The organism is Rhodococcus sp. NPDC080181, assembly GCF_040702225.1.
Taxonomy (GTDB): domain Bacteria; phylum Actinomycetota; class Actinomycetes; order Mycobacteriales; family Mycobacteriaceae; genus Rhodococcoides; species Rhodococcoides fascians.
Window position 1 is genome coordinate 150,750 of sequence record NZ_JBFBKN010000006.1, and the last position, 22,779, is coordinate 173,528.

Here is a 22,779-nt window from a genome sequence, read left to right on the forward strand (position 1 = left end):
GATTGCAAACATGACCCGGGCCGCAACCATCTATCACAACCCACGCTGCAACACCTCCCGCACCGTTCTGAAGATGATCGAGGATGCAGGCATCGTCCCCCAGGTCGTCAAGTACCTCGAGACGCCGCCGACCGAAGACGAACTCCGCACGCTGCTCGCCGACGCGGGACTCGAACCACGTCAGGCTGTTCGCACCCGCGAGAGCATCTACAAGGAACTCGAACTGGCGGTGGCCGACGACGAGACCTTGATCGCGGCGATGGCGGCGCACCCCATTCTGATCGAACGCCCGATCGTGGTCACCGACAGGGGAACCGTGTTGGCTCGCCCCGCCGACAAGGTCCTCGCCGTCCTGTAGAAACGCCTGTCCGTCACAGCCTTTCGCGCGACACCGGGCACGACATACACCGAGGGCCACCCCGGCCCGAGCCCAACTCGGACCCGGAGATTCGCAACACCTCGATGCCCGACGCCTCGAGCCGCGCATTGGTCTCGACGTTGCGCTCGTAGGCGACGACCACCCCCGGGGAGATGGCGAGGGTGTTGTTGCCGTCGTCCCATTGCTCGCGTTCGGCGGTCACATGATCGAGTCCGGTGTCGATCAACCGGAGTTTGCCGATTCCCATCGCATCGGCAGCGGCTTCGAGGAACGGGTCGGCGCCGCGAATACTGACGCCGGCATCCTCGCGGTGAATCGTGAACGCGGACAACGTGTCCTGAATAGCCGGATACATCACGACCGCGTCGGTGTCGACCATGGTGCAGACGGTGTCCAGATGCATGGACGCACGCTCCTGCGCGATCGGCACCACCAACACGCTCTGCGCCAGATCGTCCTCGAACAGACTGCGTGCCAACGCTTCTGCGCCCGCAGGGGTGGTGCGCTCCCCCACACCCACCGCGACCACTCCAGGAGCGAGCAGCAACACGTCACCGCCTTCGACCGGAGCGGTACGGGATTCGTACGCACGTCGCACGCCTTTGAACATGGGATGGAATGCGTAGATCAAGTCGGTCAGCGACGTTTCCCGTACTCGCGCAGGCAAGGCGAGGGAGGTGATCGCCACTCGGTTGTCGATCCAGAACGACGAGTCACGGGTGAACAGCAGATTGGGCAGCGGATCGATGACGAAGTCGCCCCCGTGATGCATGCGGCGAACCAGCGAGGCACCACTGGGCTCGGCCTCATCCGACTCGGCTTCGAGCAACTCGTCGAACGTCATGCCCGCCATCAGGATCTGGGCCAGTTCGGCTGCCGGGATACCGCGCAGGTACTGCGCGAGATCCTCGGCGAGCGCCCGTCCCAGCCGGCGGGCGTCGACGGCAGCCGAGATGCCCTGCATCCGAGCGGCACCGCTGACCGTCATCGCTTTGGTGAGGAGTTCGCCGAGCAGCAGCACCGTCACGCCGCGGCTCCGGAGCAACTCCGCGAACGCATCGTGCTCGTCCTGTGCCCGGTCCACCCACGGCAATCCGTCGAACAGCAGCTGGTCGTTGTTTCTCGGAGTCAGGCGCCGCAGCTCGTCGCCCGGGCGGTGCAGCATCACAGTGCGGAGCACACCTACCTCGGAATTGGCTCCCAACGGGCCCGCAGCGGAGTCGACGCTCATGAACGAACGGTAAACCCATTCGTCGTTCAGCGCTGGCATCCGGACCTGAAGTAATGTCGAGGTCGTGCCGATGCCCGAGTGGAACGTCCGTGAATTGACCCCAGGCCAGCTGTCGGAGCGCAGCGGCGTCGCCGTGTCCGCGTTGCATTTCTACGAGAAGCAGGGCCTGATCAGCAGTCGACGAACATCGGGCAACCAGCGCAGGTTTCACCGCGAGACTTTGCGCAGAGTGGCATTCATTCGTATCTCACAGAAGGTGGGAATCCCTCTCGCGACCATCCGTCAGGCGTTGAGCGAACTTCCCGACGAGCGAACGCCCACCCGCGAGGACTGGGCCAGACTGTCGACGCGGTGGCATCGCGAACTGGACTCGCGCATCGAGCAACTGGTTCGCTTACGGGACGACCTGACCGGGTGCATCGGCTGTGGTTGTCTGTCGTTGGCCGGCTGCGCTCTGGCCAACCCACACGACCGGCTCTCCTACTCCGGCCCCGGTGCCCGCACACTGGACGTCGACTTCGACGCCCCGTCGGCGCGACGCGGCTCGAGCAGCTTGGAGAACTGATCGTTCGCTCGTTGCAGTACGAACTCGTACGGTGGCGCAAACTTTCGCGAAATCCAGTAACCGAAGCGAATGTCGTTGGAGGAGTAGACGAGGTACTTACGCTTGGCAATGCCGGCGAGAATCGCATCGGCCACCACCGACGGTTCGACGGCACGCTTCTCGAACCGGTGCTGCAGCTTCTGCACGCGAGGATCGTCTCGATCGATGCCGGCTATCTGCAGTGTCTGCACCAGACCGGTCTTGACGCCACCGGGCACGACGAGGCTGACGCCGATTCCGTGGCGCTTGAGGTCGTATCGAAGAACTTCGGACACGCCACGAAGGCCGTACTTGCTGGCGCTGTATGCAGCGTGCCAGGGCAGAGGGATCAATCCCGCCGCGGACGAGACGTTGACCAGATGCCCACCGCGGCCCGCCTCGATCATCGGCGGCATGAATTTCTCGATGACGTGGATGGGACCCATGAGGTTGACGTCGACCATCGACTTCCAATGCCGATGTTCCAGATTCTCCACAGTGCCCCACGCCGAGATGCCCGCGACGTTCATCACAACGTCCAGGCTGCCGAACTCGGCGTGAATATCATCTGCGAAGGCGGTCACCGCGTCGAAGTCGGAGACGTCGAACGGTAAGGAGTGACTCACCGTTCCGCCCGCACGCCCGACCAGGTCGACGGTCTGGGCAAGCCCGGAGGCATTGATATCGGTGAGGAACAGTTCTGCTCCCACGGCCGCAGCCGCGATGGCCGTCGCCCGGCCGATTCCGCTGCCCGCTCCCGTGATCAACGTCTTCTTGCCGCGCAGATCGTATGTAGCCATCGAAGCTTGTTCCCCCACCGGTTGCCACGTGTCAGGTCCATTCCGACCCTACGCGGTGACGACCGACAGGGCCGTCACAATCTTTGCGACATCTCGTCTCGGTAATCGGCGACGGTGCTTTCGATACGCGTCGCCTCGTCGTCGGCACCTCGTTTTCGCGCATCGTCCGCGCGGTGCTGCAAGGTGCCGATTGCTTTCCGTAGCTCAGTGTCCGACATCCTGTGTTCCATGTCACACAGTGTGCGCCTCACGCCGGCGTGCAGCAAGCACCCCGGGCGAGAAGGAAAGTCAGACGGTGACCGAGCTCGAGTCGATGTTCTCGCGCACGAAGCTCGAGAGGCTGCGAGCTGCGAATTCACGGAAGTAGGCCAGCTTGTCGGCGGGCACCAACGATGGCAGCACGGTGTTCCACACCTTCTCCATACGCGACGGCGCATCCCCCAGACGCGACTGCGCCTCGGACACCATCAGTACTCCGGCCAGCATTTCGCACACCAGCAGTGCCGCGTTTCCGGCGTCCAGGTGGTGGGCGACGTCGCCGTGCTCGATGGCCCGTTCGAATAGGTGCTCGAAGATGTTGCCCCACGTGCCGAACACGCTTCCGCGAGCGGTATCGGACCCGTCGATCTCCATCTGCAACCGGTACATCACACGAACGAGCGGATCCGACGCTGCCAGTTCGAGAACCGAGTACGAGATTCCGATGACGGACTCGAGGGCTGGGCTGCGGCTGTCCACCAGCCCCGCGCAGGCCGTGGACACGCGCTCGTGACCTTCGTCGACGATGGCGCGAGCGAGTTCTTCCTTGGACGCGAAATGGAAGTACAGCGCGCCCTTGGTCACGCCGGACTGCGCCGACACCTGACTCAGCGTGGCATTGGCATGCCCGACGTCGAGGAAGAGATCTGCTGCAGCGCGCAGCGCCGCCGCGCGAGTGGCTTCTGCCCTGAGTTGTCTCACCATGTTGCTACACCCCTGCTCAGTCGATCGTGCGATGACATCGACACCTTGTGGTCCGCGCTGGCTCCCGGGTGCTGAACCCACGAACTCGAATTCACGTTCCCTATACGGGCTTGTCAGCGCTTGCCAATAGTAACCGGTTCGTCGGCGATTTTGTGATTCGAAAGTGACAAAAACATGAAGAAGACCTCGTTTACAAAACGATCGAAACGAAAAGTTCCACTTCTCCAGCATTCGTAACGACTTCTACTTCCTCGGCGTAAGCACGGAATAGCGTCCCGGATCGAACGCACTCGTCGACTTGCGCCCAGACGTCTTCGATCGGATCCGCGAGACCACCACTGGGCACGAACACTGCAAACACACCAGTCGGTATGGATACGAACACATCTCCCACAGCGACGTCACTCGGCGAGTCCAGCGGGACACCGACGAGTGCATTGACGGTGCCGTGCGCATCGGGGACATACACGGTGGTCACCTCCGTGGCGTCGATGTTCTTCTCGCGCACACGATCTCGGAGGAATCCCATCCATTCGCTGCAACTGGCCTCGGCACCGGGCTCCACCCGCGGTGCCACCAACCCACCGAACAATTCGGCACTGCGCGCGGTGATCCGAAAGCTCATCACGAACCGCCGGGCTGCGTGATGGCCAAATACAGGTCGACTTTGTAGGCGTGCGGGTAGCACTCGTAATCACCGGTGAACGATCGCACTATCTCCCCGTTCTCCTCGGCGTGATCGATCTGATTCCACAATCGAGTGAGAACGTCGGGAAAATAACCCACCGCGGAGAATCGGGCATATTTTGCAGACGGCACTTTTGCGATCAAATGCCCACGCGTCACCTGCCCGAGCGACGAGCACTGGTAACCGACTATCTGTGTATTGTACGATCCGATTCCAGGGGCGAAGTCCGTGTAGATCGACGCGAGCGGTCCGGCAGTCTCCTGATTGAGCACTGCGGACCACGCCTGGTTGAGGGCAGGATCGTTCAACCGCCCGAGTGCTCGTTTGGGACTGCGAACGGGGAGACCGGCGACCCACGTTTCGGGGAGGTCGACGATCTCGAACGACATTCACACTCCGTATGGAAGTTGCAGGGGCAGATCCAGCGCTCGGATCGTCGGTTCACGATATAACCCGTCAATCTACCGGGCCGACCGGTACGCAGATGATCGTTTGTTCAACAGGATGTGTCACCGGGCGTTGTCCCCGCGCATTGTCACCGACGACGCGACATCACCGACCGATTGCGTCGAGCACCAATCCCGCCATCGCAGCGCTGCCCAGCGGGGTCGGATGCAAGAACGGTGTCGGACCGAACGTCATCGAGCCCGTGAACCAGCGCTCGGAAATCGGTGCGCATGCGTCGTGGCCGACGGCCGGCCCCGCCACATCGACGAACGTCGCCCCATGCCTGACGGCACTGTCTCGAAGCACGGAATCGAACCGGACGAAGAAATCCTGCACGAACGCCGCGTCGGCACCGTGCAGATTCGAGTCCGGGAAACAGCCCTGATGGTCGAAGTAACCACCGTGACCGACCAGCACGACGACGGCGAGTGGTGAACGCTGCGTAATGGCGTCGAGTACCCCGTCCAACACCGGCCCCAGCTGCCCGAGCCTCTGATCGATCTCCTGGAGGACCACGGGGTTGTTCCGGCACCGAGGATCTTCCTGCGGCACAGGTTGCAGGCACGGCCCGATCAACTGCGCCCAATTCAGGTCGTTGCCGCCTATCGAGAGGGTCACCAGCGTCGTATGAGGCCGCAGCGCATCGATCTGAACCGGGACACGATGAGGCAGTGGCGTGTACGTGCTCTGCGGCGTGGACACGACGTGTGCGCTCGTCGCCCCACTGCACGCCACGCTGGCGAAGGACACAGGGTGCAGTGCGCTCGCGATCATGGCCGGATACGCCGCGTCGGATCGTCCACAACCGTCTCCGCCGGCATAGGACAACCACGCGGGCCCGGCAGCCCTGGAGTCGCCCAGAGCGACGTAGTGGACGGGGTTGTCGACGACGACGTCCGCCGACGCTGTCCCGACGAGCTGTCCCGTCAGCAGAGACACGGCAAGACCGACGACGAACGTCCGAACATCGAAGCGCACGACACGCCCCCGCCTGCTACACGGCCGCCCGACCGGCCCACCCCGACTCGACTCTCGGATGCCCGCGGGTCGAAGAACTACGAGACAGTAACACCGCGTCGGCGATCACGCGGGCCTGTATCGGAACCGTGGGACCGGTTCCGGGGGCGGCAGCAGATACAAGGAGTAGATCGGCGCTACCGATCGGACAATTGTCGCGTACCGCTCGAATCAGCCGTGAATTTACTCGGCCGACGCCGTGGTGGCATATTCGCCATCGCGAACAGGTGACGAATATTGTTGCGATGTCACGCCCTCGTTCGAATGCGACACCGGCAGAATTCGCGACTCGCATCCGGACAAAATTCGAGTCAACGGCCAATGCACGGTATGCAGAATCATGTCCGCGATCAACAGTCGACGCAGCGCCTTGTTCGCCAAATCGTGGTGGGCCCATGTTCGGTAGGAACTCAGCACATAATGACGATATTCGAGGGGCGGAGTCAGCAGCCGCCGACCGGACACCTCGACGCACATCGTTTTGATCAGAGCGATCTGTAGACCGACGCGGTACAGGCACAGCGAGAGATCGATATCCTCGTGCAGGTCGGTACGCAGACTCACGCGGTCGCGGGCGGCTTCCCAAGCGGAGCGGCGAATGGCGAAGTTGTTACCCGAGGCCGCCGAGACCCGTAACTCGTCGGGTTTGCGCTTGGTGGAGTAGTCCACGTACGCGCCGTACGGTGCAGCCCACGGGGAGTCGTACAGGTAGATCGGCCCGGTCACCGCCGCGTAGTCCAGTCTGCGGTCGAAGAAATCCAGAATCGACTCGGCCCAATCCGGAGCTACCCGAGTGTCCGCATCGATACGTCCGATGATCGATCCTTCGGCCCGATCGAAACCGGCGTTGCGCGCATGAACGACGCCTCGCTTCGACTCCCGGACCAGAACTATCTCCGGAAACCGTCGGCTGTAGCTCGCTACCACGCCGGCGGTATCGTCGGTGGAATTGTTGTCCACCACGATTATTTCGTGAATGTGTTCACGTTGCGCCAATAAAGCGTCCAGGCATCCACCCAAATGCGCCTGTTCGTCGAATGCGGGCACAACAACAGAAAGAGTGTTCACAACGCCAACCCCTGACACCTTTTTGGCAATGCGTAGCTCGACAATTTCCGAAGCGAATGCAAAGAGTGCCGAGCCTCTGACGCTGATGATGCTACATCATCAATTAGACGAAATAAGTCGTCCAATTTCGGATCGATAATAGTCTTTTGTCGATATCGGCAAGTGCTTTATCGATCGTTCGTCAGAGTATTGCTCTCGAAATCAGGCGTCGCGCCCGCTATGGCTCGCGCGTCGGGTAGATCGTTCAACTCCCGGCGACGAGCGGCTGGGCTGCCGACGTACACCGCGTCCGGTTCGCAATCCTTGGTCACCAACGAGTTCGCCCCGATGATGCATCCCTCACCGATGCGGACCCCGGGCATGATCACCACACCGGACCCGATCCACGTGCCTCGCCCGATGGTGACCGACTCGCCCCTCAGCAAGCCTGCCCGTCGCCACGACGGTCCGACGTCATGGGTACTGGTGATGATCCGAACGTGGTCCGCCAGGAACACATCGTCACCGATCACGATGTCGGCAACAGTGTCGAAGTGGCACCCGAAATTCACGAAGACCCCGGTGCCCATCCGTACCGACCCGCGACCCTGGATCATCGCGCCGCCGTATATCAAGCACGGCCCGTCCGTCCGGACCCCCGCCGGCCGCAGCAAGGTCGCCCGCAGAACCGCCGGAACGAACGGCAGGTTCGCCACCGACACGAGGGTTGCCTGACGCATTTGAAAGAGGGCCCACTTGACGTTCGATGAGTCGCTCGCCCAGGTCGGGATCAGGGAGCGCAGGTTCACGCGGCCTCTCGCATCCGTTCGTCGGACAGCGCACGGTCGTCGACGGGCAGTGCGCGCGAGGGCACCGCCGAGAACATTCTCGAGATGGGCCAGCGCAGCGTGTGCAGGAGCCAATCCATCGCAACGATCCGGGCCAGCTTGGCCGATGCGAGCCCATGCTCCTTGTAGGAACGGTAGCCCGCGATCGCGTAGTTCACGTACTTCACCGGAGACGTAGCCGATCGCCGGCCGGATACCGCAGCCTTCATACGGCCGTTCAGAGCAAGCGGCAACTTCTGGCCGACCAACGACAAGCACAGATCGATGTCCTCGTGCACGCAGGTCTTGTCGCTGACCACATCCCGAACCTGGTGCCAGGCAGATGCGCGGATCGCGAAATTGTTGCCCGATACCGCCAAGGCGCTGCGCACCGACGGGTCACGCTGCTCCGCTCGTGCATGTTGCCACGCCAGAGGCCGGGCCCACGGCGACTCGTACAAGTAGGTTCGCCCGCCCGCTGCCGCAACCGTGGAGTGCTCTCCGAAGAATTCGATGATGGAGCGGGCCCACCCGGGCCGGACGCGCGTATCGGCGTCTATGCGCCCGATGATGGACGACTGCACGAGATCGAAGCCTGTGTTCCGGGCATGCACGACGCCCCGATTCGGCTCGTGCACCAACTGGACCTTGTCATTGACCTCGCACAGGGTCTCGACCAGATCGAGCGTCCCGTCGGTCGAGCCGTTGTCCACCACGACGATACGGTCTATGTAGTTTCCCTGATCGAGCAGCAAATTCAAGCATTCGCCGATGTGGTCGACCTCGTCGAGCACCGGAATTACCACACTGAGAGTGTTCATTTCGATCCCCTGATTGAATTCGACACCTACCGAACGCGCAGGCACGCGTATAAAGATACGACATCAGCCACGCGAACACTAAAGTCAGCCGAAGAAGCAGCCCCAGCTCAGAGCACCGAAAACTGCAACGTGACGCGGTTACAGGCGCTAAGCAATCCAAAAGACCGTTTCAAGTCAATGGTGCTCATAAGACGTTCGAAAGAATTCGATTCTCGTTAATGATCGAATGTTGTCCGAATACGCCATATTGCCGGAAATGCCTCAGCTCACGCGACGACGTATGAGGCCGATGGATATCGATCGTGATCGTCGTAAATACGACACGGCCTGTCGCCAGTGTCTTCGGCGGATCGCCGTGTCCACTGCCGCAACCACACCATCGTCGGTCACGCCTGCCTCTTCCATGGCAGCAAGCCCGTTTCGCAGGTGGTGGCACTGACGGTTCGTCAACGTCAAGGACCTGACCGCATGGAGATCGATGGGTCCAGGAAGGGCCTCGCTCTCCGCACCTGCAGCGGCCAACCCGATCTTCGTCCTGATGCACTTGAAGCACACTCCGCAGTTGAATCGACCGTCGCGATTCTCCCAGCACACCCGTAGATGCTTCATCGCCGTCTCGTCCAGACCTATCCGCCGGAGCTTGCCGAGCCGATTCACCTCCAACTCGTGGTGATCGAACGTGACACTGCTACTCGACCAGAGCGGGTCCAGATCGGGATGGGAACCCCACGGCAGCAGATCCCAGCGACTGTTGGACGACGGAATCATGACGGTGCTCAGGTGACCGGACAACGCCAGCCCGACATGGGCCAAGGCGGCTCCGTGAAGGTCGTATCCCCAATCGAGCGGCAACCGGTCTCCGAACGCCGACCTCAACGTGGTCTTGACCTCGATCAGCGGCTTGCCGAGCTCCGCGGCCGCGTCTCGGGCACTGGCCAGTGCTCGACCCGCCAATTCCTCGTTCCCGGCGGAGATGTCGAAACCGTGAACAAATATCAAATGGGTGATGCGATCGGATTCGGTGATTGCCGAATAGAAGCTGTCCACGCCTCCACTGAAGAAGCAACCCACCCCTCGGCCGTCGGACAATGCGTCGGAAGGGTCAGCCGATACCGATATCCCATGAAACCGTCTGGGATACCAGTCGAGAAACACTCTCTGCGCCTCGGGAGCGCCTCGAAGTGCCATCGAATCCACCGGACTGTCGAAAGCGATACTCCAGTTCTTTCGCATTCCCGCTACCAGCATCGGAGGAAGCCACGGAGTCGCCGAATGGTCCAACTCGTAATTCGACGCGGTGGTCACCACAGCCTCTTTGCCGAAAGGCGTCACTATCCGGGCCGCAATTCGATGAGCCTCGGTGTCCTCGACATGCACGGTCATCTGGCTGGTCACCGTATGAAGTGTGACACATGCGCCGGCGACGTAACGCCGCTCCGAGCTCTGTATTGCCTTGATTCACAACGAAAGCCGCCACTCGAGGTGAGTGGCGGCTTTCGTTTCGGGTGGAGCTGAGGGGAATCGAACCCCTGACCTTCTCGATGCGAACGAGACGCGCTACCAACTGCGCCACAGCCCCGTTTGCCGTCGTCTCGACCGGCTGGGCAACTCTAGCAAAGCCCCTCGGGACTGCTGTTACGCGCCCTGTGCCCGACGGAAATCGCCGTCATCGTCGCGGCGTGCCTGGAACGGCTCCTCGTAATGATCGAGATGCTCGAACTCCGGATCCTCGTCGTCGATCTCGAGCACCACAGCTCCGGGTCGACGCAGACGCTGCGGCACGAGTTCGAGCTCTTCGTCGGTCTCCGATTCCACACCGAGGCGCGAGCGACCCATGCGGGTGAGTCGTCGTCGACGAATCTCTTCTTCGATCTGCACCTGCCTGCGCAGGTAGTACAGGTACCCGACGAGGACTGCGACGGACAACCCGCACAGCCACCACACCGTCGGGGAGATGATGAACGCCAGTGCCGCGGTCGTGATAGCGGCGAACACCAAGCCGAGAACCGCGCGCTGACGGAAGGCGTATCGGGCGGCCCGGGCGATGGCGTCGGCCTCGGGATCGAATCCGCCGCGGCCGCGTCGGCGAGGCACGAAGTCGTCGTCGACGACTCCCGGCTCGTGTGCGGGAGAGCTCGCGCGAGGTGCGTCGTGGACCGGTTCGTCGTGTTCGAGGTCGTTTTCTTCTTCAGCGTGAGTGTCCATGGGGTCCTCCGCGGTACCGGGTAGATCGGGTGAGTCCGAACGAATCGACGCGAATTTCGGGCCGAAGATCTCGCTGGCGGGCGCGGAGACCCGCAGGTCGTCCTCCGGCCGCCAGTCGGGATCACTGCGGTGGCCGGTCGCGGGGCCGCGCTGCTTGCGCTTGGTGCCACCCCGATGCAACACGCGCGTGGCGAGTGCTGCGTCCGTGGTCTGCATGATCTGCGGACGCTTGGTCATCAGCATGGGAAGAAGAACGAAGAGCCAGACGGCCACGAGACCGATCCAGATGATCGAGTTCGGCATCGGCGATGTTCTCCTTCCTCAGGCGACGGCGACAGCGACAGTCGAGACGCCCTCAGGTTATGTGGAGCAGGTGCGAGAACCCCGCAGACGCGCCGACTCGAATTACACTCCTGTCACTTTGACAACATCTGCAACCGAACACTGTGGAGTGAGCGCTATGCCCACGCAGCCCTGCCCGCGCGGACCAATCGATCGACGACCGAACCCTGCACCTCTCCCGAGGTGATCGCGACGAGTTTGTGGTCGCGCCACTCGCCGTCGACGTCGAGGTACTTGTAGAGCAGGCCCTCTTCGCGGAAACCGACGTTGCGCAGCACGGCCTGGCTGGCGAGGTTCTCCGGACGCACCGTTGCCTCGACGCGGTGCAACCCGACCGGTCCGAAACAATGATCGAGTCCGAGCGCCAGCGCCGCGGTGGCGACGCCTTTGCCGTTGACTTCCTTGGACACCCAGTACCCGATCCACGCCGACCGGAGCGCGCCGCGCACGATGTTTCCGGTGGTGATCTGCCCGCAGAATTCGCCGTCGACCTCGATCACCATAGGCAGCATGTGTCCCTTGCGTGCCTCGGACTTCAGGCCCGAGCACAGTGTGGGCCACGAGGAGATGTGGTGTCGGGAATTCCAACTGCCCTCACCGCTCGGCTCCCACGGCTCGAGGTGTGCGCGGTCCTGGGTGCGGATTCGACTCCAGGAGGCTGCGTCGCGCATGCGGACGGGCCGGACGGTCACCGTTCCCCCGGCCACTCGCACTGGACCCAATTTCGCCGGCCAACCCGGGTGGCTCGACCACGTTCGCGGCATCAGTCGATCGTATGCGCTGCGCGTGTGAGCGCGTGCGTCAGCCGCGCTGAGCGAGGAACGAGACCTTCACTTCTTCGCCGGTGCGGATCTCGGTGACGTCGGGATCGATCACGACCAGGCAGTTCGCCTCCGCGAGTGTCGCGAGCAGATGCGACGACGAGCCCGGTGCACCGCCGAGAGCCTGGACGAGATATTCGCCGGTGCCCTCGTCGCGCATCAGCTGTCCTCGCAGGAATCCCTTGCGGTCCTCGATCGATGTGATGGGTGCGACGGTCCGCGCGGTGACGGTCCGGCGCAGCGGCTGGCGACGGCCGAGTGCAATGCGAATGAGCGGACGGACCATCACCTCGAACACCACGAGCGCGCTGACGGGGTTGGCAGGCAACAGGAACGTGGGCACCTCGTCGCGTCCGAGCTGACCGAATCCCTGCACCGAGCCAGGGTGCATGGCTACCCGCTCGACTTCCATGTCGCCGAGTTCGCCCAGAGCCTCACGGACGCCATCGGACGCACCTCCGCCGACCGCGCCTGCGATGACGACGATCTCGGAGCGGATCAACTGGCCTTCGACCACTTCACGCAGTCGCTTGGGGTCGGTGCTCACGATGCCGACGCGGTTCACGTCGGCTCCGGCATCGCGCGCTGCAGCAGCGAGCGCGTAGGAGTTGACGTCGTACACCTGGCCGGGCCCGGGAGTCCGATCGGTATCGACCAGTTCCCCGCCCACCGAGATGACGGACAATCGCGGACGCGGATGCACCAGCACCTTGTCGCGTCCGACGGCGGCCAACAAGCCGACCTGCGCGGCACCGATGATCGTTCCCGCCCGCACGGCGACGTCGCCGGGTTGGACGTCGTCGCCGATCTTGCGCACATAGTCGCCCGAGCGCACCGGACGGAACACCTTGACCCGGGCGCGGCCGTTGTCGGTGCGATCCAGCGGCAGGACCGCGTCGGCCAACGTGGGCAGCGGCGCGCCGGTATCGACCCGCACGGCCTGACGCGGCTGCAGCCGGATGGGCTGACGCGAACCCGCGGAGACCTCGCCGACGACGGGCAGCGTCAGGTCGATGCGCTCGTCTTCCTCGTTACGCAGGTCGGTACCTGCGGAAGCGACGTCGACACTGCGTACGGCGTAACCGTCGATCGCGGCTTGGTCGAAGCCGGGAAGGGGACGCTCGGTGACCACTTCCTCGGCGCAGAGCAGACCCTGCGCTTCCGAGATGGCGACCCGAACAGGCCGTGGAGCCACCGCCGCTGCGGTCACCCTGGTCTGTTGATCTTCGACCGAGCGCATCTGGCCCTTCCTCTATGGCATCGACCCGCGATGCTATTCGTACGTCGTCAGTTCCGGTGCCCAGCTGTCGCTCAAGCGTTCGTTCAGCCATTCACGCAGCGCGGGACCGTAGTCGTCGCGCTGCAAAGCAAAGTCAACCGCAGCGCGTAGGTATCCCCCGGGATTTCCGAGGTCGTGTCTCGATCCACGATGCACGACCACGTGAACGGGATGGCCCTCCTCGATCAGAAGTGCGATGGCGTCGGTCAGCTGCAATTCGCCGCCGGCACCGGGCTCGATCCGTCGCAACGCGTCGAAGATCGCGCGGTCGAGCAGATAGCGGCCCGCGGCAGCCAAGTTGGACGGTGCCTCTTCCTTCTTCGGCTTTTCGACCATGCCGGTGACTTTGAGGACGTTCGGATTGACGGCATCGGGCACGATTTCGACGGAGAAGACGCCGTAGGACGAGACCTTGTCGTCGGGAACCTCGATGGCGCACAGCACCGAGCCGCCGCGCTTGGCGCGCACCCGGGCCATGACGTCCAGCACACCACGCGGCATCACCAGATCGTCGGGCAGCAGCACCGCGACCGAATCCTCGTCGTCGTCGAGTGCTTCCTCGGCACATGCGACGGCGTGGCCGAGTCCGAGCGGTTCGTGCTGAATGACCGATTGCACGTCCAGAAGCTTGGGGGCGACGCGTACCTTCTCGAGCATTTCGAGCTTTCCGCTCGCTTCGAGCTTCTTTTCCAGAACGAGGTCCTCGACGAAGTGGGCGACGACGCCGTCCTTGCCGGGAGAGGTGACGATGACCAACCGTTGTGCACCGGAATCTGCCGCTTCTCCGGCGACGAGTTCGATACCGGGAGTGTCGACGACCGGAAGTAGTTCCTTCGGAACGGTTTTCGTGGCCGGCAGGAACCGGGTACCCATGCCTGCGGCGGGGACGATGGCCGTGCGGAAGTGCACAGGCGTGGCGGCGGTCGTCGCTGAAGCGGCTTCTGTCATGGTGCTCACCCTATCCGTGGTTTCTGGAGATTGGCTCGGCGTGTGCCCCGTTCGACCCCCGAGTGCATATCGTTGAACGACAGCACGAGAGGGAGAGTGAACCGTTGTGAGCGTTCCCGAATTTTCGGAGAACACGCCGAAGGATCTGTGGCGGGAGCATGTCCTCGCCGAACGCCGACTGCTCGACGATGCGCAACGCGCGATGGAGTCCTCCGCACTCTGCCATGCCGTCGGCGAATTGGCGGCCGAACACTCGGTCGTGGCGGCGTACGTTCCGATCGGCCGGGAGCCGGGGTCGATCGAGATGCTCGACGCGATGGCCGCGGCCGGAGCCACGGTTCTGCTGCCGAGTGCCCATGAGCCGGGGCCGCTGAAGTGGGCGCGTTACGCGGGTCGCGATGCGTTGGTGCGGGCACCGTACGGGCTGCTCGAGCCGTCGGGTCCACTACTCGAGCCCGACGCCGTCGGGCAATGCTCGGTGGTGCTGCTACCTGCGCTGGCCGTCGATCGCCGCGGTGTCCGGCTGGGCCGCGGAGCCGGGTTCTACGACCGGACTCTCGACCTGTGCGGTCCCGAGGCCATGCTGGTCGCCATCGTGCGCGACGAGGAGCTGTTCTCCCGGCTACCGGCCGAACCGCACGACCGCCGCGTGACGCACGCGCTGACTCCCGGGGGCGGGCTCGTACGCTTGAGTACGGAATAACGCTACGATTCGATTCGTTGGCACTCCTGACTGTAGAGTGCTAATGCTCTCCCCAGTTTCGACGAACAGACAAGACACCGGCGGTGTTCGGCCTCGGCCAGCAGAGCGCGAACCTCCTCGGTGACCAGCGCGGAGGAAACACGATGCCCACCTACTCATACGCCTGCACCGAGTGCGACAACCGCTTCGACATCGTCCAGTCCTTCACCGACGACACGTTGACGGTATGCCCGGCATGCTCCGGCAAGCTCCGCAAGTTGTTCAATTCGGTCGGCATCGTCTTCAAGGGCAGCGGCTTCTACCGCACCGACAGTCGGGGCAACTCCGGCACCGCCAGCGAAGGCGCGAGCGAGAAGAAGTCCGACGCCGCGGCCACGAAGTCGGAGACCAAGAGCGACTCGAAGCCGGCCGAGAAGAAGTCGTCGGATTCGTCCTCGTCGAGCAGCTCCTCCTCGTCCTCCTCCACGAAAGCTGCTGCCAGCCAGTAGTTTTCGGATCCATCCACAGGCCGGTCTGTTATCCACAGGCCGGCCTTTTCGGTCTATTCAGGCCAGTTGGGACCGCTACCGTTCCGGTCATGGCTGCCCGCAAGAACCGACTGGACTCGACGCTGCTCGACCGCTTCGCTCAGCGTCCCGCGTGGGTGGGATCGGTGAAAGTTCGACGCATCGCAGCGGGCATTCTGGTGGCCGTCGCAGTCCTGCTGTTCGTCGACGACGCCGCAGGCGACGATCGCGTCCGCGTCGTCACGGCCGGCCGCGACCTGACGCCGGGAACGATACTGACGCCGGCCGATGTTGCCGTCGCCGAATGGGATTCGGCCACGGTGCCCAACGGCGCAGTGCTCGATTCCGCCGACGTGGACGGACGGACACTGACCGGACCGGTTCGAGCAGGCGAATTGCTCACCGACGTCCGGCTGTTGGGCTCGCGAACAGCCTCCGCGGCGCTGGGGGCCGAGGCACGCGTCGTACCGGTCCATCTCGCCGATGCGGGCGTGACCGACCTACTCAGAGAAGGCGATCGGGTGGACGTCCTGACCGTCGAGACTCAGGAGAATCCCGACGCCCCACCTGCGGCTCGGATACTGGCATCGGGGGCGATGGTGGTGCTCGTCTCCGCCGAGGCCGGTGGAGGTCGGCAACGAGATCGGGTGGTGCTGCTCGCCCTACCGACCGAGGATGCGACGACGGTGGCAGCCGCGTCGCTGGTGAGCGCTTTGACGGTGACATTGCATTGAGCCGGTGCCCGGGCGGTTCACGGAGTCCGAAGTCGATCGATCTGGGTTAACGTCTGGCGAGACCGAAACATACCAAGAGATCGGAGAGCGGCTCATGCTGAAGGGATTCAAGGACTTTTTGTTGCGAGGCAACGTGGTCGACCTCGCGGTCGCTGTCGTCGTCGGCGCAGCATTCACTGCGATCGTCACGGCGTTCACCACGAACATCATCAACCCGTTGGTCGCCGCTGTCGGTGGCAGCAACGAACTCGGGTGGGGAATCAAGATCCTCAGTAGTAACGACGCCACGTTCATCAATATCGGCGCGGTCATCACGGCGATCATCAACTTCATCATCATCGCCGCGGTCGTGTACTTCGTGCTGATCCTGCCGGTGAACACCGCGAAGAAGCGCTTCGTCAGCCAGCCGGAGAAGGAACTGAGCGACGTCGACGTGCTGGTGCAGATCCGCGACATTCTCGCGGGTGGAACCACTGCAGGACAGAAGCTTTCGACCGCGGCCGACACCACCGGCGGCAGCGGCGAAGCAATCGATTCCTCCTCCCCCGACCTCGGCAAGCACTCGAAGGACTGACACCGGTCTGCTTCAACGAATGAATGCGCCATTCACGCTGTCTGACAGCGTGGATGGCGCATTCATTCGTTGTGGGGCGTGCGACAGGCCGAGAGGGCCCGTCAGGCGATCAGTTGGTGAACGTGGTCAGCGGTAGCTCGTCGAGCGTGATCGAGGTGCCATCCGCCTCGCAGGCGGACTTCACTGCTGCGCCGTTGTCGACGAACGCCTTGCCCGACTCGCTGTCGGGTTCCGACAGTTCGAGCGTGTCAGCCGGAATGGCGTCCGCGAACGTCGTCATCGCGCTGGCGACGTCACCGGACGCGGTGCCGGACAGTGACTTCACCTTGTCGACGGCCGCCTGCTTGTCCGCAGTCCACTGCTCGATGTTGGCTGCCGACCCCGGGCCCGCCTTCACCAGACCGACGAACGCATTGTGGTCGGCGGCGAAAGAGTTGCACACGTCGGTGTTCTGATCGGTGGCTGCCGAGTCGTCACCACCACTGCAACCGGTGAGCAACCCGAGAGCAACGACGGCTCCGGCGGCGAACACTGTGAAACGGGCTTTCGGGTAAGTCACTGCTTCTGCGCCTCTCTACATGTCGAACTGCGTTCGAGCCGAACATAGTTCAGGCCCGCACGGAGAATCCGTGCGGGCCTGAACCGGAAGAACTAGGAAACCAGAATCAACCGATCGAGATCAGTTGAGGCGAGTTGCCGGGCCGTACGTGGTGATCGAGTCACCCTTTGCGCTGAGCAGGGTGACGTACGGACGAACCGTGACGTTGCCCAGGATGCCCGTAGCGGTGCCGTGGACGCCGGCGAGCTGGATGGAGCCCTGAGCGCCTGCAGCGTCACCCTCGGTCTTGGAGATGTTCGCCTCTTCGTTGAAGGTGGCGATTGCACTCTCGGACTGAACGACGCCGCCGCCGGGAGCGAGATCGATGGTCGCAGTTGCCTGCGGGATCAGCTGAACGCCGACGTCGAGGTTGGACTTGCTCTCTGCAACGCCTGTCAGCGGGACGTCAGCGAGACCCTCGAGAGCGCCCGTGGGGTCGAGCAGGTCGCCCGCAGTCGTCGCGAGCGTTCCGGTGGTCGTGTTCTTCGAGCCGATGCCGAAGTTGGCCGAAGGCGAAGCCCACTCGACCGACACGCCGCCATCGAGGCTCAACGGGTAGCCGATCTGCAGGCCGGCGGTGAGGGTGCCCTCGAAGTCGTCAGCCGTGGGTCCCTGAACGTCGAAGGATGCGCGGCCGTCGTAGAACCACTCACGGGTGAGCGGGTTTCCGTCGAGAGGCGCAACGCCGCTGACGAAGGAGTCGGACAGCGTCAACGTCACGGTGTTGCCATCGGCGTCGACGATGGACTTCGCGCTGTCGACAGCGGCAGAAGCGGTCCCGGTACCGAGCACCAGGCCGACTACCGAAGCGCTGGCAGCAACTGCGACGCTCATGGACTTGAGTCCCCGGCTGCGCCGCGACTTCTGGATCTCCGTCATTTATTCCTCATCATGTTCAGTCCCAGCGCGGTGTCGCACGGGGAAGCTTGTGGCTTTCACCCTCGAACTGAATCGCACGCGTCAGTGTGTGCGAGCCCGAGCCGGATGGAGCCTGAAGGCCACATCCTCGTTTGTTCAGTTCCGAGATGAAGGGCGCGGCACCGGTTGGTCCCACGCCCTGATCCCTTGGAAGCTGAGGGGAACATTAGAGGAGATGCCTGACCGTGACAATCCCTACGATCGACGCTCAAACGTTGCCATCTCGTGATGTGTTTCGTCGGCGTGAACATCTTTCACATCCGTGTTAGCGATAACCTGCGTCACAGCATCTCCCGAGAAGTCGAAACCGTTACAGGTGCCGATCAGGAGTAAAACGACCCTGATATGGGAAGACGTGACGAGAGCCCTGTCCGGATTGCGCGATAAGCCCGGCCCACACCCGGTCTGTGGTGTCCGTTTTCGGCGGCTTCGCCCAGCGATACCGCCCGGTAGGTCGCTAACGACAGGTAAACGACTAACTAACAGAGCTGTCATTCCAGGCAGCGAAATGTGTTGTGGATCACACTAAAAGTAATGGGGTGGTCGCTGCTGCTTCAACCAATCGACCGACAAAGAGTCGCCATCGGGACCGTCGCCCCGGTCGTCTCCCGTCGCGTCCGGCAACACGTCTCCGAAGATACGAGCGAGCCGGGCCCGTTCTGCTCGGGCCCGGCTCGCTTCGTCGTCCGGTCGATTCTCGATCGGCTCGTCGTTCATCGCAGTGACTACGCGTCCAATCCCGACAGCTCGGCAATGACCTGACTCGCCAGCGGAGTCAGCGTCGCCATGCCGTCACGGATGGCCGCACGGGACGACGCAAGGTTGACCACCAGCGTGCTGCCCGATACTCCGACCAGTCCCCGAGACAGGCCCGCGTCCAACGATCCGGCTGCCAGGCCGGAAGAGCGCAGCGCCTCACTGATTCCCGGTATCTCGCGATCGAGCACCTCGGCCGTGACGTCGGGAGTGACGTCGCGAGGCGAGACACCCGTGCCGCCGACGGACACCACCAGATCGACACCGCCGATCACCGCGGTGTTCAGCGCGTTCCGCACGTCCACTTCGTCGGCCGTCACTGCCACCACACCGTCGACCAAGAATCCGGCCTCGGTCAACAGTTCGGTCACCAGCGGACCCGTCGAATCCTTCTCGTTGCTGTGAGCTGTCCGGTCGTCCACGATGACGACCAACGCGCGGCCGGCCAAGGGTGCGTCGAGTTCCATACCGCTCACCGTAGTAGTAAGGCCCGTACCCGGCTCACGCTGTGCGTAAATAGTTGCAATGGTGCCGTGCCTGCCGGCTTCCCTGAGCATCAGCGACCGCCCGGGAACGACGGGATCTGCAGTGAAGGAACCTGCGCAGCCGGTGCCGCAGCCGGCTCGGCCGTGCCCAGCGTCACGTCGACGGTCTTCTCGCTGCCGCCGTCCGTGTAGGTGATCTTCACCGAATCGCCGGGTGCGTGCGAACGCACGGCGGCGATCAACGCGTCACCACTGGCAACGATCCGATCGTCGACCTTGGTGATGACCGCGCCCTTCGGAATGCCTGCCGACGCAGCCGGGCCACCCTCGGTGACCTCGACGACGGTTGCGCCGTTGGCATCGTCCTTGGACGGCACCTGCACACCGATCATCGCTTGGGTGGCCTTGCCGGTGGTGGTCAGCTCGTCGGCGATCCGCTTGGCCTGATCGACCGGGATCGCGAATCCGAGACCGATCGAGCCGCTCTGTGCGCCGGAGCCCTCACTGCCGCCCAGAGTGGCGATGGCGGTGTTGATGCCGATCAGTTGGCCATCGGTATTGACGAGAGCGCCGCCGGAGTTGCCGGGGTTGATGGCCGCGTCGGTCTGAATGGCGTCGATCACCGAGTTCTGGTTGCCGGACTCACCGGACGTCGATACCGGGCGGTTGAGTGAGGAAACGATGCCGGTGGTGACCGTTCCGGCGAGACCGAGAGGCGAGCCGATGGCGACGACCTGCTGGCCGACCTCGAGGTTGGACGAGCTGCCCAACTCGATCGGGGTCAGATTCGTCTTTCCTTCGGCCTTGATGACGGCCATGTCCGAGACCGAGTCCGCACCGACGATGGTGGCGTCGGCCACCGACCCGTCGGCGAACGCGACGGTCAGTTTGCCGTTGGCCCCTGCGCCGGTGGCGACGTGGTTGTTCGTCAGGATCAGGCCGTCACTGCTGAGGATGACGCCGGAGCCCTCACCTTCCTGCTGTGAGCCCTTCACCTGAATCTGCACGACACTCGGCAGCACCTTGTTCGCGACGGCCTGAACGGAACCGTCGGGGAAGTTGGCGGCCGGTTGCGCGGCGGTGATCGGCGAGTTCAGCGAATTGGTGACACCGGCGTTGTTGCCGTTGGCGTTGTTGGTCGCGATGGCACCGACCGCGCCGCCGATTCCGCCGCCCACGAGGACAAGAGCAATCGCTCCGGCCACCAGAGCGGAACGGCCCGGCCGGGACTTGACGGTGCCCGATGCCGAATGAGGCTGCGGCGCAACCTGTTGGGGCTGCGCATGCTGACCGGGGTTGTGTTGACCGGCCTGCGAGTCGCCGTGCTGACCGTAGGGGCCGTAGCCGGGCTGGTACTGATTCTGCCCGTAGCCCGCGTACTGCTGTGGGTAGCTCTGCTGGGGGTGCGCCTGCTGCGGCGGGAATTGATGCGTCGGATTCTGCTGAGCCGGCTGCTGCTGGGTGGGCTGGTGTTGGGTGGGCTGGTGCTGAGTCGAGGGATCGTGCTCGCCGCCGTGTGAAGCCCGGTCCGCAGGATGATGCTGTGCACCGGCATCCCGTCCGGGCTGTTCTGGTTCGTTACGGTCGTCGCTCATCGCTGTTGCTTCCTTCGATAGAGACCTCGGCTTCGAGGTCGCCCGCCTTCTTGCTACTCACTGTGCAGGGCGGTACTGAGAGCGCGCTGAGACTCGCCTATCAGTTTGCCGAGAGTGTCTCGGGGTCCGCGGCACCCTCACCGGGCAACACGATTCGAATGAGAGCTCCACCCCGCTCGGACACCTCGACGGCAATCGTGCCGCCGTGTTTGACGACCACCTGCCGCACGATGGCAAGTCCCAGACCGGATCCGGGCATGGAACGCGATGCCGTCGAGCGATAGAAGCGCTCGAAGACGAGTTCGCGGTCTTCCTCCGGAATGCCGGGGCCCGCATCGTCCACTGTCAGCTCGAGCAGGCCGTCACCGATCTGCCGCATGGCAACTCGCACTTCTCCGCCACTGGGGCTCCACTTGGCCGCGTTGTCGAGCACATTGAGCACTGCCCTCGACAGGCCCGCCTGATCTCCGTAGACGAACCACGGCATGAGCGTGGCATCGAAGTCGATCTCGTTGCGGCGACGGCGAGCTCGTTCGAGGCTGCGCTCGACGGCATCGGCCAGATCGACCCGCTCGAACACCGTCTCGGGTGCGTCCTCGCGTGCAAGATCCACCAGATCACCTACCAGCGTGGACAATTCCTGAATTTGAGCTACCACGTCGGTTCGCAGCTCGGCCATGTCCTCGTCGGGAATGGACGGTGCACCCGGACGTCCCGCCGCGATCAACAGTTCCATGTTGGTGCGCAGCGACGTCAGCGGCGTGCGAAGTTCGTGCCCGGCGTCGGCGACCAATCTGCTCTGCCTGCCGCGAGATTCGGCCAAGGCTCGGAGCATCGTGTTGAAACTCTCGGTCAATCGGGCCAATTCGTCGTCGCCGGTCACCGGAATCGGCGTCAGATCGTCGGTACGCGCCACCCGCTCTGCGGCCGCGGTCAATCGTGCAATCGGCCGTAACCCGGTGCGCGCCACGGCCATGCCGGCACCCGCCGCCAACACCACACCGCACGCACCGACGACCAGTAGAACCCACGCCAATCGATCCAGCACTTCCCCGGTGGGCAGCAGTCGCTGCGCCACGATCAGGGTGCTGCCGTCCTTGGTGCGCAGCGCGAGCACTCGCTGATCGTCGAGTGTGCGCAGCGACGAGGCCTGCTCTCCGCGCACCACAGCAAGTTCCGAATCGCCGACGGGCACCTTGGGTCCGGGCGGATTGTAACTGGTCATGTCGGGGTAGATCAACGCCACACTGACGTCGGTGCTGTACAACGTGGCACCGGCCACGAACCGTGGGTCGTAGGACACCAGGTCCGATTCCGCCAATGCCGATGCGCGAGAACGCAACTGGGTGTCCACGTCGCCGTACAACGCGCGCGAGACCACGGTGTAGGCCGCAATGGCCATGACGGCCACCGCGATCGCCACGACGGACGCAGCCAACAGCGTCACCCGCCACCGCAACGACACCGATCTCGTCAACGGCGTCGGTGGCCGCATCGGCGGAGGCGGAAGTG

26 protein-coding genes and 1 tRNA gene are annotated in these 22,779 nt (G+C 63.6%); 6 read left to right on the forward strand and 21 right to left on the reverse strand.

What is annotated here, in order from left to right; all coding sequences use genetic code 11:
* Positions 1 to 10 precede the first annotated feature (10 nt).
* Positions 11 to 358 carry an arsenate reductase (glutaredoxin) gene (gene arsC / locus AB0O58_RS09580; RefSeq protein WP_201009725.1) on the forward strand — a complete coding sequence of 116 codons (348 nt, stop codon included), beginning with the start codon at positions 11 to 13 and terminating at the stop codon, positions 356 to 358.
* Between the two features lie 13 nt (positions 359 to 371).
* Here arsC and AB0O58_RS09585 read toward each other — a convergent pair whose 3' ends face one another.
* Complete coding sequence (locus tag AB0O58_RS09585; RefSeq protein ID WP_201009726.1) at positions 372 to 1,610, reverse strand: arginine deiminase; 1,239 nt, start codon at positions 1,608 to 1,610, stop codon at positions 372 to 374.
* 64 nt (positions 1,611 to 1,674) lie between these two features.
* Here AB0O58_RS09585 and soxR point away from each other — a divergent pair, with 64 nt between their 5' ends.
* Positions 1,675 to 2,175 (forward strand): redox-sensitive transcriptional activator SoxR, encoded by a 501-nt coding sequence (soxR, locus tag AB0O58_RS09590; RefSeq protein WP_135046493.1) that lies wholly within the window; start codon positions 1,675 to 1,677, stop codon positions 2,173 to 2,175.
* On the opposite strand, the gene AB0O58_RS09595 is transcribed toward soxR, so the two are convergent.
* The 15 genes from AB0O58_RS09595 to AB0O58_RS09665 all read right to left on the reverse strand — a co-directional run bounded on the left by AB0O58_RS09595 (position 2,091) and on the right by AB0O58_RS09665 (position 14,398).
* The gene (locus AB0O58_RS09595; RefSeq protein ID WP_201009727.1) at positions 2,091 to 2,993 is read right to left on the reverse strand and encodes an SDR family oxidoreductase; all 903 of its coding nucleotides are present in this window, start codon (positions 2,991 to 2,993) and stop codon (positions 2,091 to 2,093) included. The two genes, soxR and AB0O58_RS09595, sit on opposite strands and share 85 nt — an antisense overlap.
* A gap of 74 nt (positions 2,994 to 3,067) precedes the next feature.
* The gene (locus tag AB0O58_RS09600) at positions 3,068 to 3,211 is read right to left on the reverse strand and encodes a hypothetical protein (protein ID WP_201010779.1); all 144 of its coding nucleotides are present in this window, start codon (positions 3,209 to 3,211) and stop codon (positions 3,068 to 3,070) included.
* A gap of 70 nt (positions 3,212 to 3,281) precedes the next feature.
* Positions 3,282 to 3,956, reverse strand: a complete 675-nt coding sequence (locus AB0O58_RS09605; protein WP_201009728.1) for a ScbR family autoregulator-binding transcription factor — start codon at positions 3,954 to 3,956, stop codon at positions 3,282 to 3,284.
* A 190-nt stretch (positions 3,957 to 4,146) separates the two neighbouring features.
* The gene (locus tag AB0O58_RS09610) at positions 4,147 to 4,464 is read right to left on the reverse strand and encodes a GyrI-like domain-containing protein (RefSeq protein WP_228139163.1); all 318 of its coding nucleotides are present in this window, start codon (positions 4,462 to 4,464) and stop codon (positions 4,147 to 4,149) included.
* Positions 4,465 to 4,580: 116 nt separating this feature from the next.
* Positions 4,581 to 5,033: a GyrI-like domain-containing protein gene (locus tag AB0O58_RS09615; RefSeq protein ID WP_027496057.1), complete on the reverse strand. Its 453-nt coding sequence runs from the start codon at positions 5,031 to 5,033 to the stop codon at positions 4,581 to 4,583.
* A gap of 163 nt (positions 5,034 to 5,196) precedes the next feature.
* Entirely contained in the window at positions 5,197 to 6,069 is an 873-nt protein-coding gene (locus AB0O58_RS09620) for an SGNH/GDSL hydrolase family protein (RefSeq protein WP_201009729.1), read from the reverse strand.
* 222 nt (positions 6,070 to 6,291) lie between these two features.
* Entirely contained in the window at positions 6,292 to 7,176 is an 885-nt protein-coding gene (locus AB0O58_RS09625; RefSeq protein WP_176458045.1) for a glycosyltransferase family A protein, read from the reverse strand.
* 167 nt (positions 7,177 to 7,343) lie between these two features.
* Positions 7,344 to 7,964 carry a DapH/DapD/GlmU-related protein gene (locus AB0O58_RS09630; RefSeq protein ID WP_235580006.1) on the reverse strand — a complete coding sequence of 207 codons (621 nt, stop codon included), beginning with the start codon at positions 7,962 to 7,964 and terminating at the stop codon, positions 7,344 to 7,346.
* Positions 7,961 to 8,803: a glycosyltransferase family 2 protein gene (locus tag AB0O58_RS09635; protein WP_141214811.1), complete on the reverse strand. Its 843-nt coding sequence runs from the start codon at positions 8,801 to 8,803 to the stop codon at positions 7,961 to 7,963. Before AB0O58_RS09635 ends, AB0O58_RS09630 begins: the two co-directional genes overlap by 4 nt.
* A 261-nt stretch (positions 8,804 to 9,064) precedes the next feature.
* Positions 9,065 to 10,198, reverse strand: a complete 1,134-nt coding sequence (locus AB0O58_RS09640; protein WP_366238143.1) for a hypothetical protein — start codon at positions 10,196 to 10,198, stop codon at positions 9,065 to 9,067.
* A 111-nt stretch (positions 10,199 to 10,309) separates the two neighbouring features.
* Positions 10,310 to 10,382, reverse strand: a tRNA-Ala gene (locus AB0O58_RS09645).
* Positions 10,383 to 10,438: 56 nt separating this feature from the next.
* A complete protein-coding gene (glpR, locus tag AB0O58_RS09650) occupies positions 10,439 to 11,311 on the reverse strand; it encodes a gephyrin-like molybdotransferase receptor GlpR (protein ID WP_032373037.1) in 873 nt (290 codons plus the stop codon).
* A 155-nt stretch (positions 11,312 to 11,466) separates the two neighbouring features.
* Positions 11,467 to 12,114, reverse strand: coding sequence for a GNAT family protein (locus AB0O58_RS09655; protein ID WP_032364078.1), 648 nt, complete (start codon positions 12,112 to 12,114; stop codon positions 11,467 to 11,469).
* Between the two features lie 37 nt (positions 12,115 to 12,151).
* The gene (gene glp, locus AB0O58_RS09660) at positions 12,152 to 13,411 is read right to left on the reverse strand and encodes a gephyrin-like molybdotransferase Glp (protein WP_027496053.1); all 1,260 of its coding nucleotides are present in this window, start codon (positions 13,409 to 13,411) and stop codon (positions 12,152 to 12,154) included.
* Between the two features lie 33 nt (positions 13,412 to 13,444).
* Positions 13,445 to 14,398, reverse strand: a complete 954-nt coding sequence (locus tag AB0O58_RS09665) for a UTP--glucose-1-phosphate uridylyltransferase (RefSeq protein WP_027496052.1) — start codon at positions 14,396 to 14,398, stop codon at positions 13,445 to 13,447.
* Between the two features lie 106 nt (positions 14,399 to 14,504).
* Between AB0O58_RS09665 and AB0O58_RS09670 the strand changes: the two genes are divergently transcribed.
* The 4 genes from AB0O58_RS09670 (at position 14,505) to mscL (ending at position 16,915) form a co-directional block, all read left to right on the forward strand.
* On the forward strand, positions 14,505 to 15,101 hold the full coding sequence (locus tag AB0O58_RS09670) for a 5-formyltetrahydrofolate cyclo-ligase (RefSeq protein WP_045842041.1): 597 nt from the start codon (positions 14,505 to 14,507) through the stop codon (positions 15,099 to 15,101).
* Positions 15,102 to 15,244: 143 nt separating this feature from the next.
* Entirely contained in the window at positions 15,245 to 15,589 is a 345-nt protein-coding gene (locus AB0O58_RS09675) for an FmdB family zinc ribbon protein (RefSeq protein ID WP_032373126.1), read from the forward strand.
* An 89-nt stretch (positions 15,590 to 15,678) separates the two neighbouring features.
* Positions 15,679 to 16,341, forward strand: coding sequence for an RcpC/CpaB family pilus assembly protein (locus tag AB0O58_RS09680; protein WP_032373038.1), 663 nt, complete (start codon positions 15,679 to 15,681; stop codon positions 16,339 to 16,341).
* A gap of 94 nt (positions 16,342 to 16,435) precedes the next feature.
* Positions 16,436 to 16,915, forward strand: coding sequence for a large conductance mechanosensitive channel protein MscL (gene mscL, locus AB0O58_RS09685; protein WP_032371230.1), 480 nt, complete (start codon positions 16,436 to 16,438; stop codon positions 16,913 to 16,915).
* 109 nt (positions 16,916 to 17,024) lie between these two features.
* Here the strand turns inward: mscL and AB0O58_RS09690 are convergent, their stop codons facing one another.
* The 5 genes from AB0O58_RS09690 to AB0O58_RS09710 form a co-directional block, all read right to left on the reverse strand.
* A complete protein-coding gene (locus tag AB0O58_RS09690) occupies positions 17,025 to 17,474 on the reverse strand; it encodes a hypothetical protein (protein ID WP_032373039.1) in 450 nt (149 codons plus the stop codon).
* A 120-nt stretch (positions 17,475 to 17,594) separates the two neighbouring features.
* Positions 17,595 to 18,392: an MspA family porin gene (locus AB0O58_RS09695; protein WP_032373040.1), complete on the reverse strand. Its 798-nt coding sequence runs from the start codon at positions 18,390 to 18,392 to the stop codon at positions 17,595 to 17,597.
* Between the two features lie 764 nt (positions 18,393 to 19,156).
* Positions 19,157 to 19,654 (reverse strand): MogA/MoaB family molybdenum cofactor biosynthesis protein, encoded by a 498-nt coding sequence (locus AB0O58_RS09700; protein WP_197077495.1) that lies wholly within the window; start codon positions 19,652 to 19,654, stop codon positions 19,157 to 19,159.
* An 89-nt stretch (positions 19,655 to 19,743) separates the two neighbouring features.
* Positions 19,744 to 21,267, reverse strand: a complete 1,524-nt coding sequence (locus AB0O58_RS09705; protein ID WP_080733202.1) for a trypsin-like peptidase domain-containing protein — start codon at positions 21,265 to 21,267, stop codon at positions 19,744 to 19,746.
* A gap of 100 nt (positions 21,268 to 21,367) precedes the next feature.
* Complete coding sequence (locus AB0O58_RS09710; protein ID WP_230595145.1) at positions 21,368 to 22,762, reverse strand: HAMP domain-containing sensor histidine kinase; 1,395 nt, start codon at positions 22,760 to 22,762, stop codon at positions 21,368 to 21,370.
* Between the last annotated feature and the right edge of the window lie 17 nt (positions 22,763 to 22,779).

What these genes read in the sequence shown, in the direction of transcription:
- arsC (WP_201009725.1), top strand. Translation starts at nt 11, where the DNA reads ATGACCCGGGCCGCAACCATCTATCACAACCCACGCTGCAACACCTCC.
- AB0O58_RS09585 (WP_201009726.1), bottom strand. Translation starts at nt 1,610, where the DNA reads ATGAGCGTCGACTCCGCTGCGGGCCCGTTGGGAGCCAATTCCGAGGTA.
- AB0O58_RS09595 (WP_201009727.1), bottom strand. Translation starts at nt 2,993, where the DNA reads ATGGCTACATACGATCTGCGCGGCAAGAAGACGTTGATCACGGGAGCG.
- AB0O58_RS09600 (WP_201010779.1), bottom strand. Translation starts at nt 3,211, where the DNA reads ATGTCGGACACTGAGCTACGGAAAGCAATCGGCACCTTGCAGCACCGC.
- AB0O58_RS09605 (WP_201009728.1), bottom strand. Translation starts at nt 3,956, where the DNA reads ATGGTGAGACAACTCAGGGCAGAAGCCACTCGCGCGGCGGCGCTGCGC.
- AB0O58_RS09615 (WP_027496057.1), bottom strand. Translation starts at nt 5,033, where the DNA reads ATGTCGTTCGAGATCGTCGACCTCCCCGAAACGTGGGTCGCCGGTCTC.
- AB0O58_RS09635 (WP_141214811.1), bottom strand. Translation starts at nt 8,803, where the DNA reads ATGAACACTCTCAGTGTGGTAATTCCGGTGCTCGACGAGGTCGACCAC.
- glpR (WP_032373037.1), bottom strand. Translation starts at nt 11,311, where the DNA reads ATGCCGAACTCGATCATCTGGATCGGTCTCGTGGCCGTCTGGCTCTTC.
- AB0O58_RS09655 (WP_032364078.1), bottom strand. Translation starts at nt 12,114, where the DNA reads ATGCCGCGAACGTGGTCGAGCCACCCGGGTTGGCCGGCGAAATTGGGT.
- glp (WP_027496053.1), bottom strand. Translation starts at nt 13,411, where the DNA reads ATGCGCTCGGTCGAAGATCAACAGACCAGGGTGACCGCAGCGGCGGTG.
- AB0O58_RS09665 (WP_027496052.1), bottom strand. Translation starts at nt 14,398, where the DNA reads ATGACAGAAGCCGCTTCAGCGACGACCGCCGCCACGCCTGTGCACTTC.
- AB0O58_RS09675 (WP_032373126.1), top strand. Translation starts at nt 15,245, where the DNA reads ATGCCCACCTACTCATACGCCTGCACCGAGTGCGACAACCGCTTCGAC.
- AB0O58_RS09680 (WP_032373038.1), top strand. Translation starts at nt 15,679, where the DNA reads ATGGCTGCCCGCAAGAACCGACTGGACTCGACGCTGCTCGACCGCTTC.
- mscL (WP_032371230.1), top strand. Translation starts at nt 16,436, where the DNA reads ATGCTGAAGGGATTCAAGGACTTTTTGTTGCGAGGCAACGTGGTCGAC.
- AB0O58_RS09695 (WP_032373040.1), bottom strand. Translation starts at nt 18,392, where the DNA reads ATGACGGAGATCCAGAAGTCGCGGCGCAGCCGGGGACTCAAGTCCATG.
- AB0O58_RS09700 (WP_197077495.1), bottom strand. Translation starts at nt 19,654, where the DNA reads ATGGAACTCGACGCACCCTTGGCCGGCCGCGCGTTGGTCGTCATCGTG.
- AB0O58_RS09705 (WP_080733202.1), bottom strand. Translation starts at nt 21,267, where the DNA reads ATGAGCGACGACCGTAACGAACCAGAACAGCCCGGACGGGATGCCGGT.
- AB0O58_RS09710 (WP_230595145.1), bottom strand. Translation starts at nt 22,762, where the DNA reads ATGCGGCCACCGACGCCGTTGACGAGATCGGTGTCGTTGCGGTGGCGG.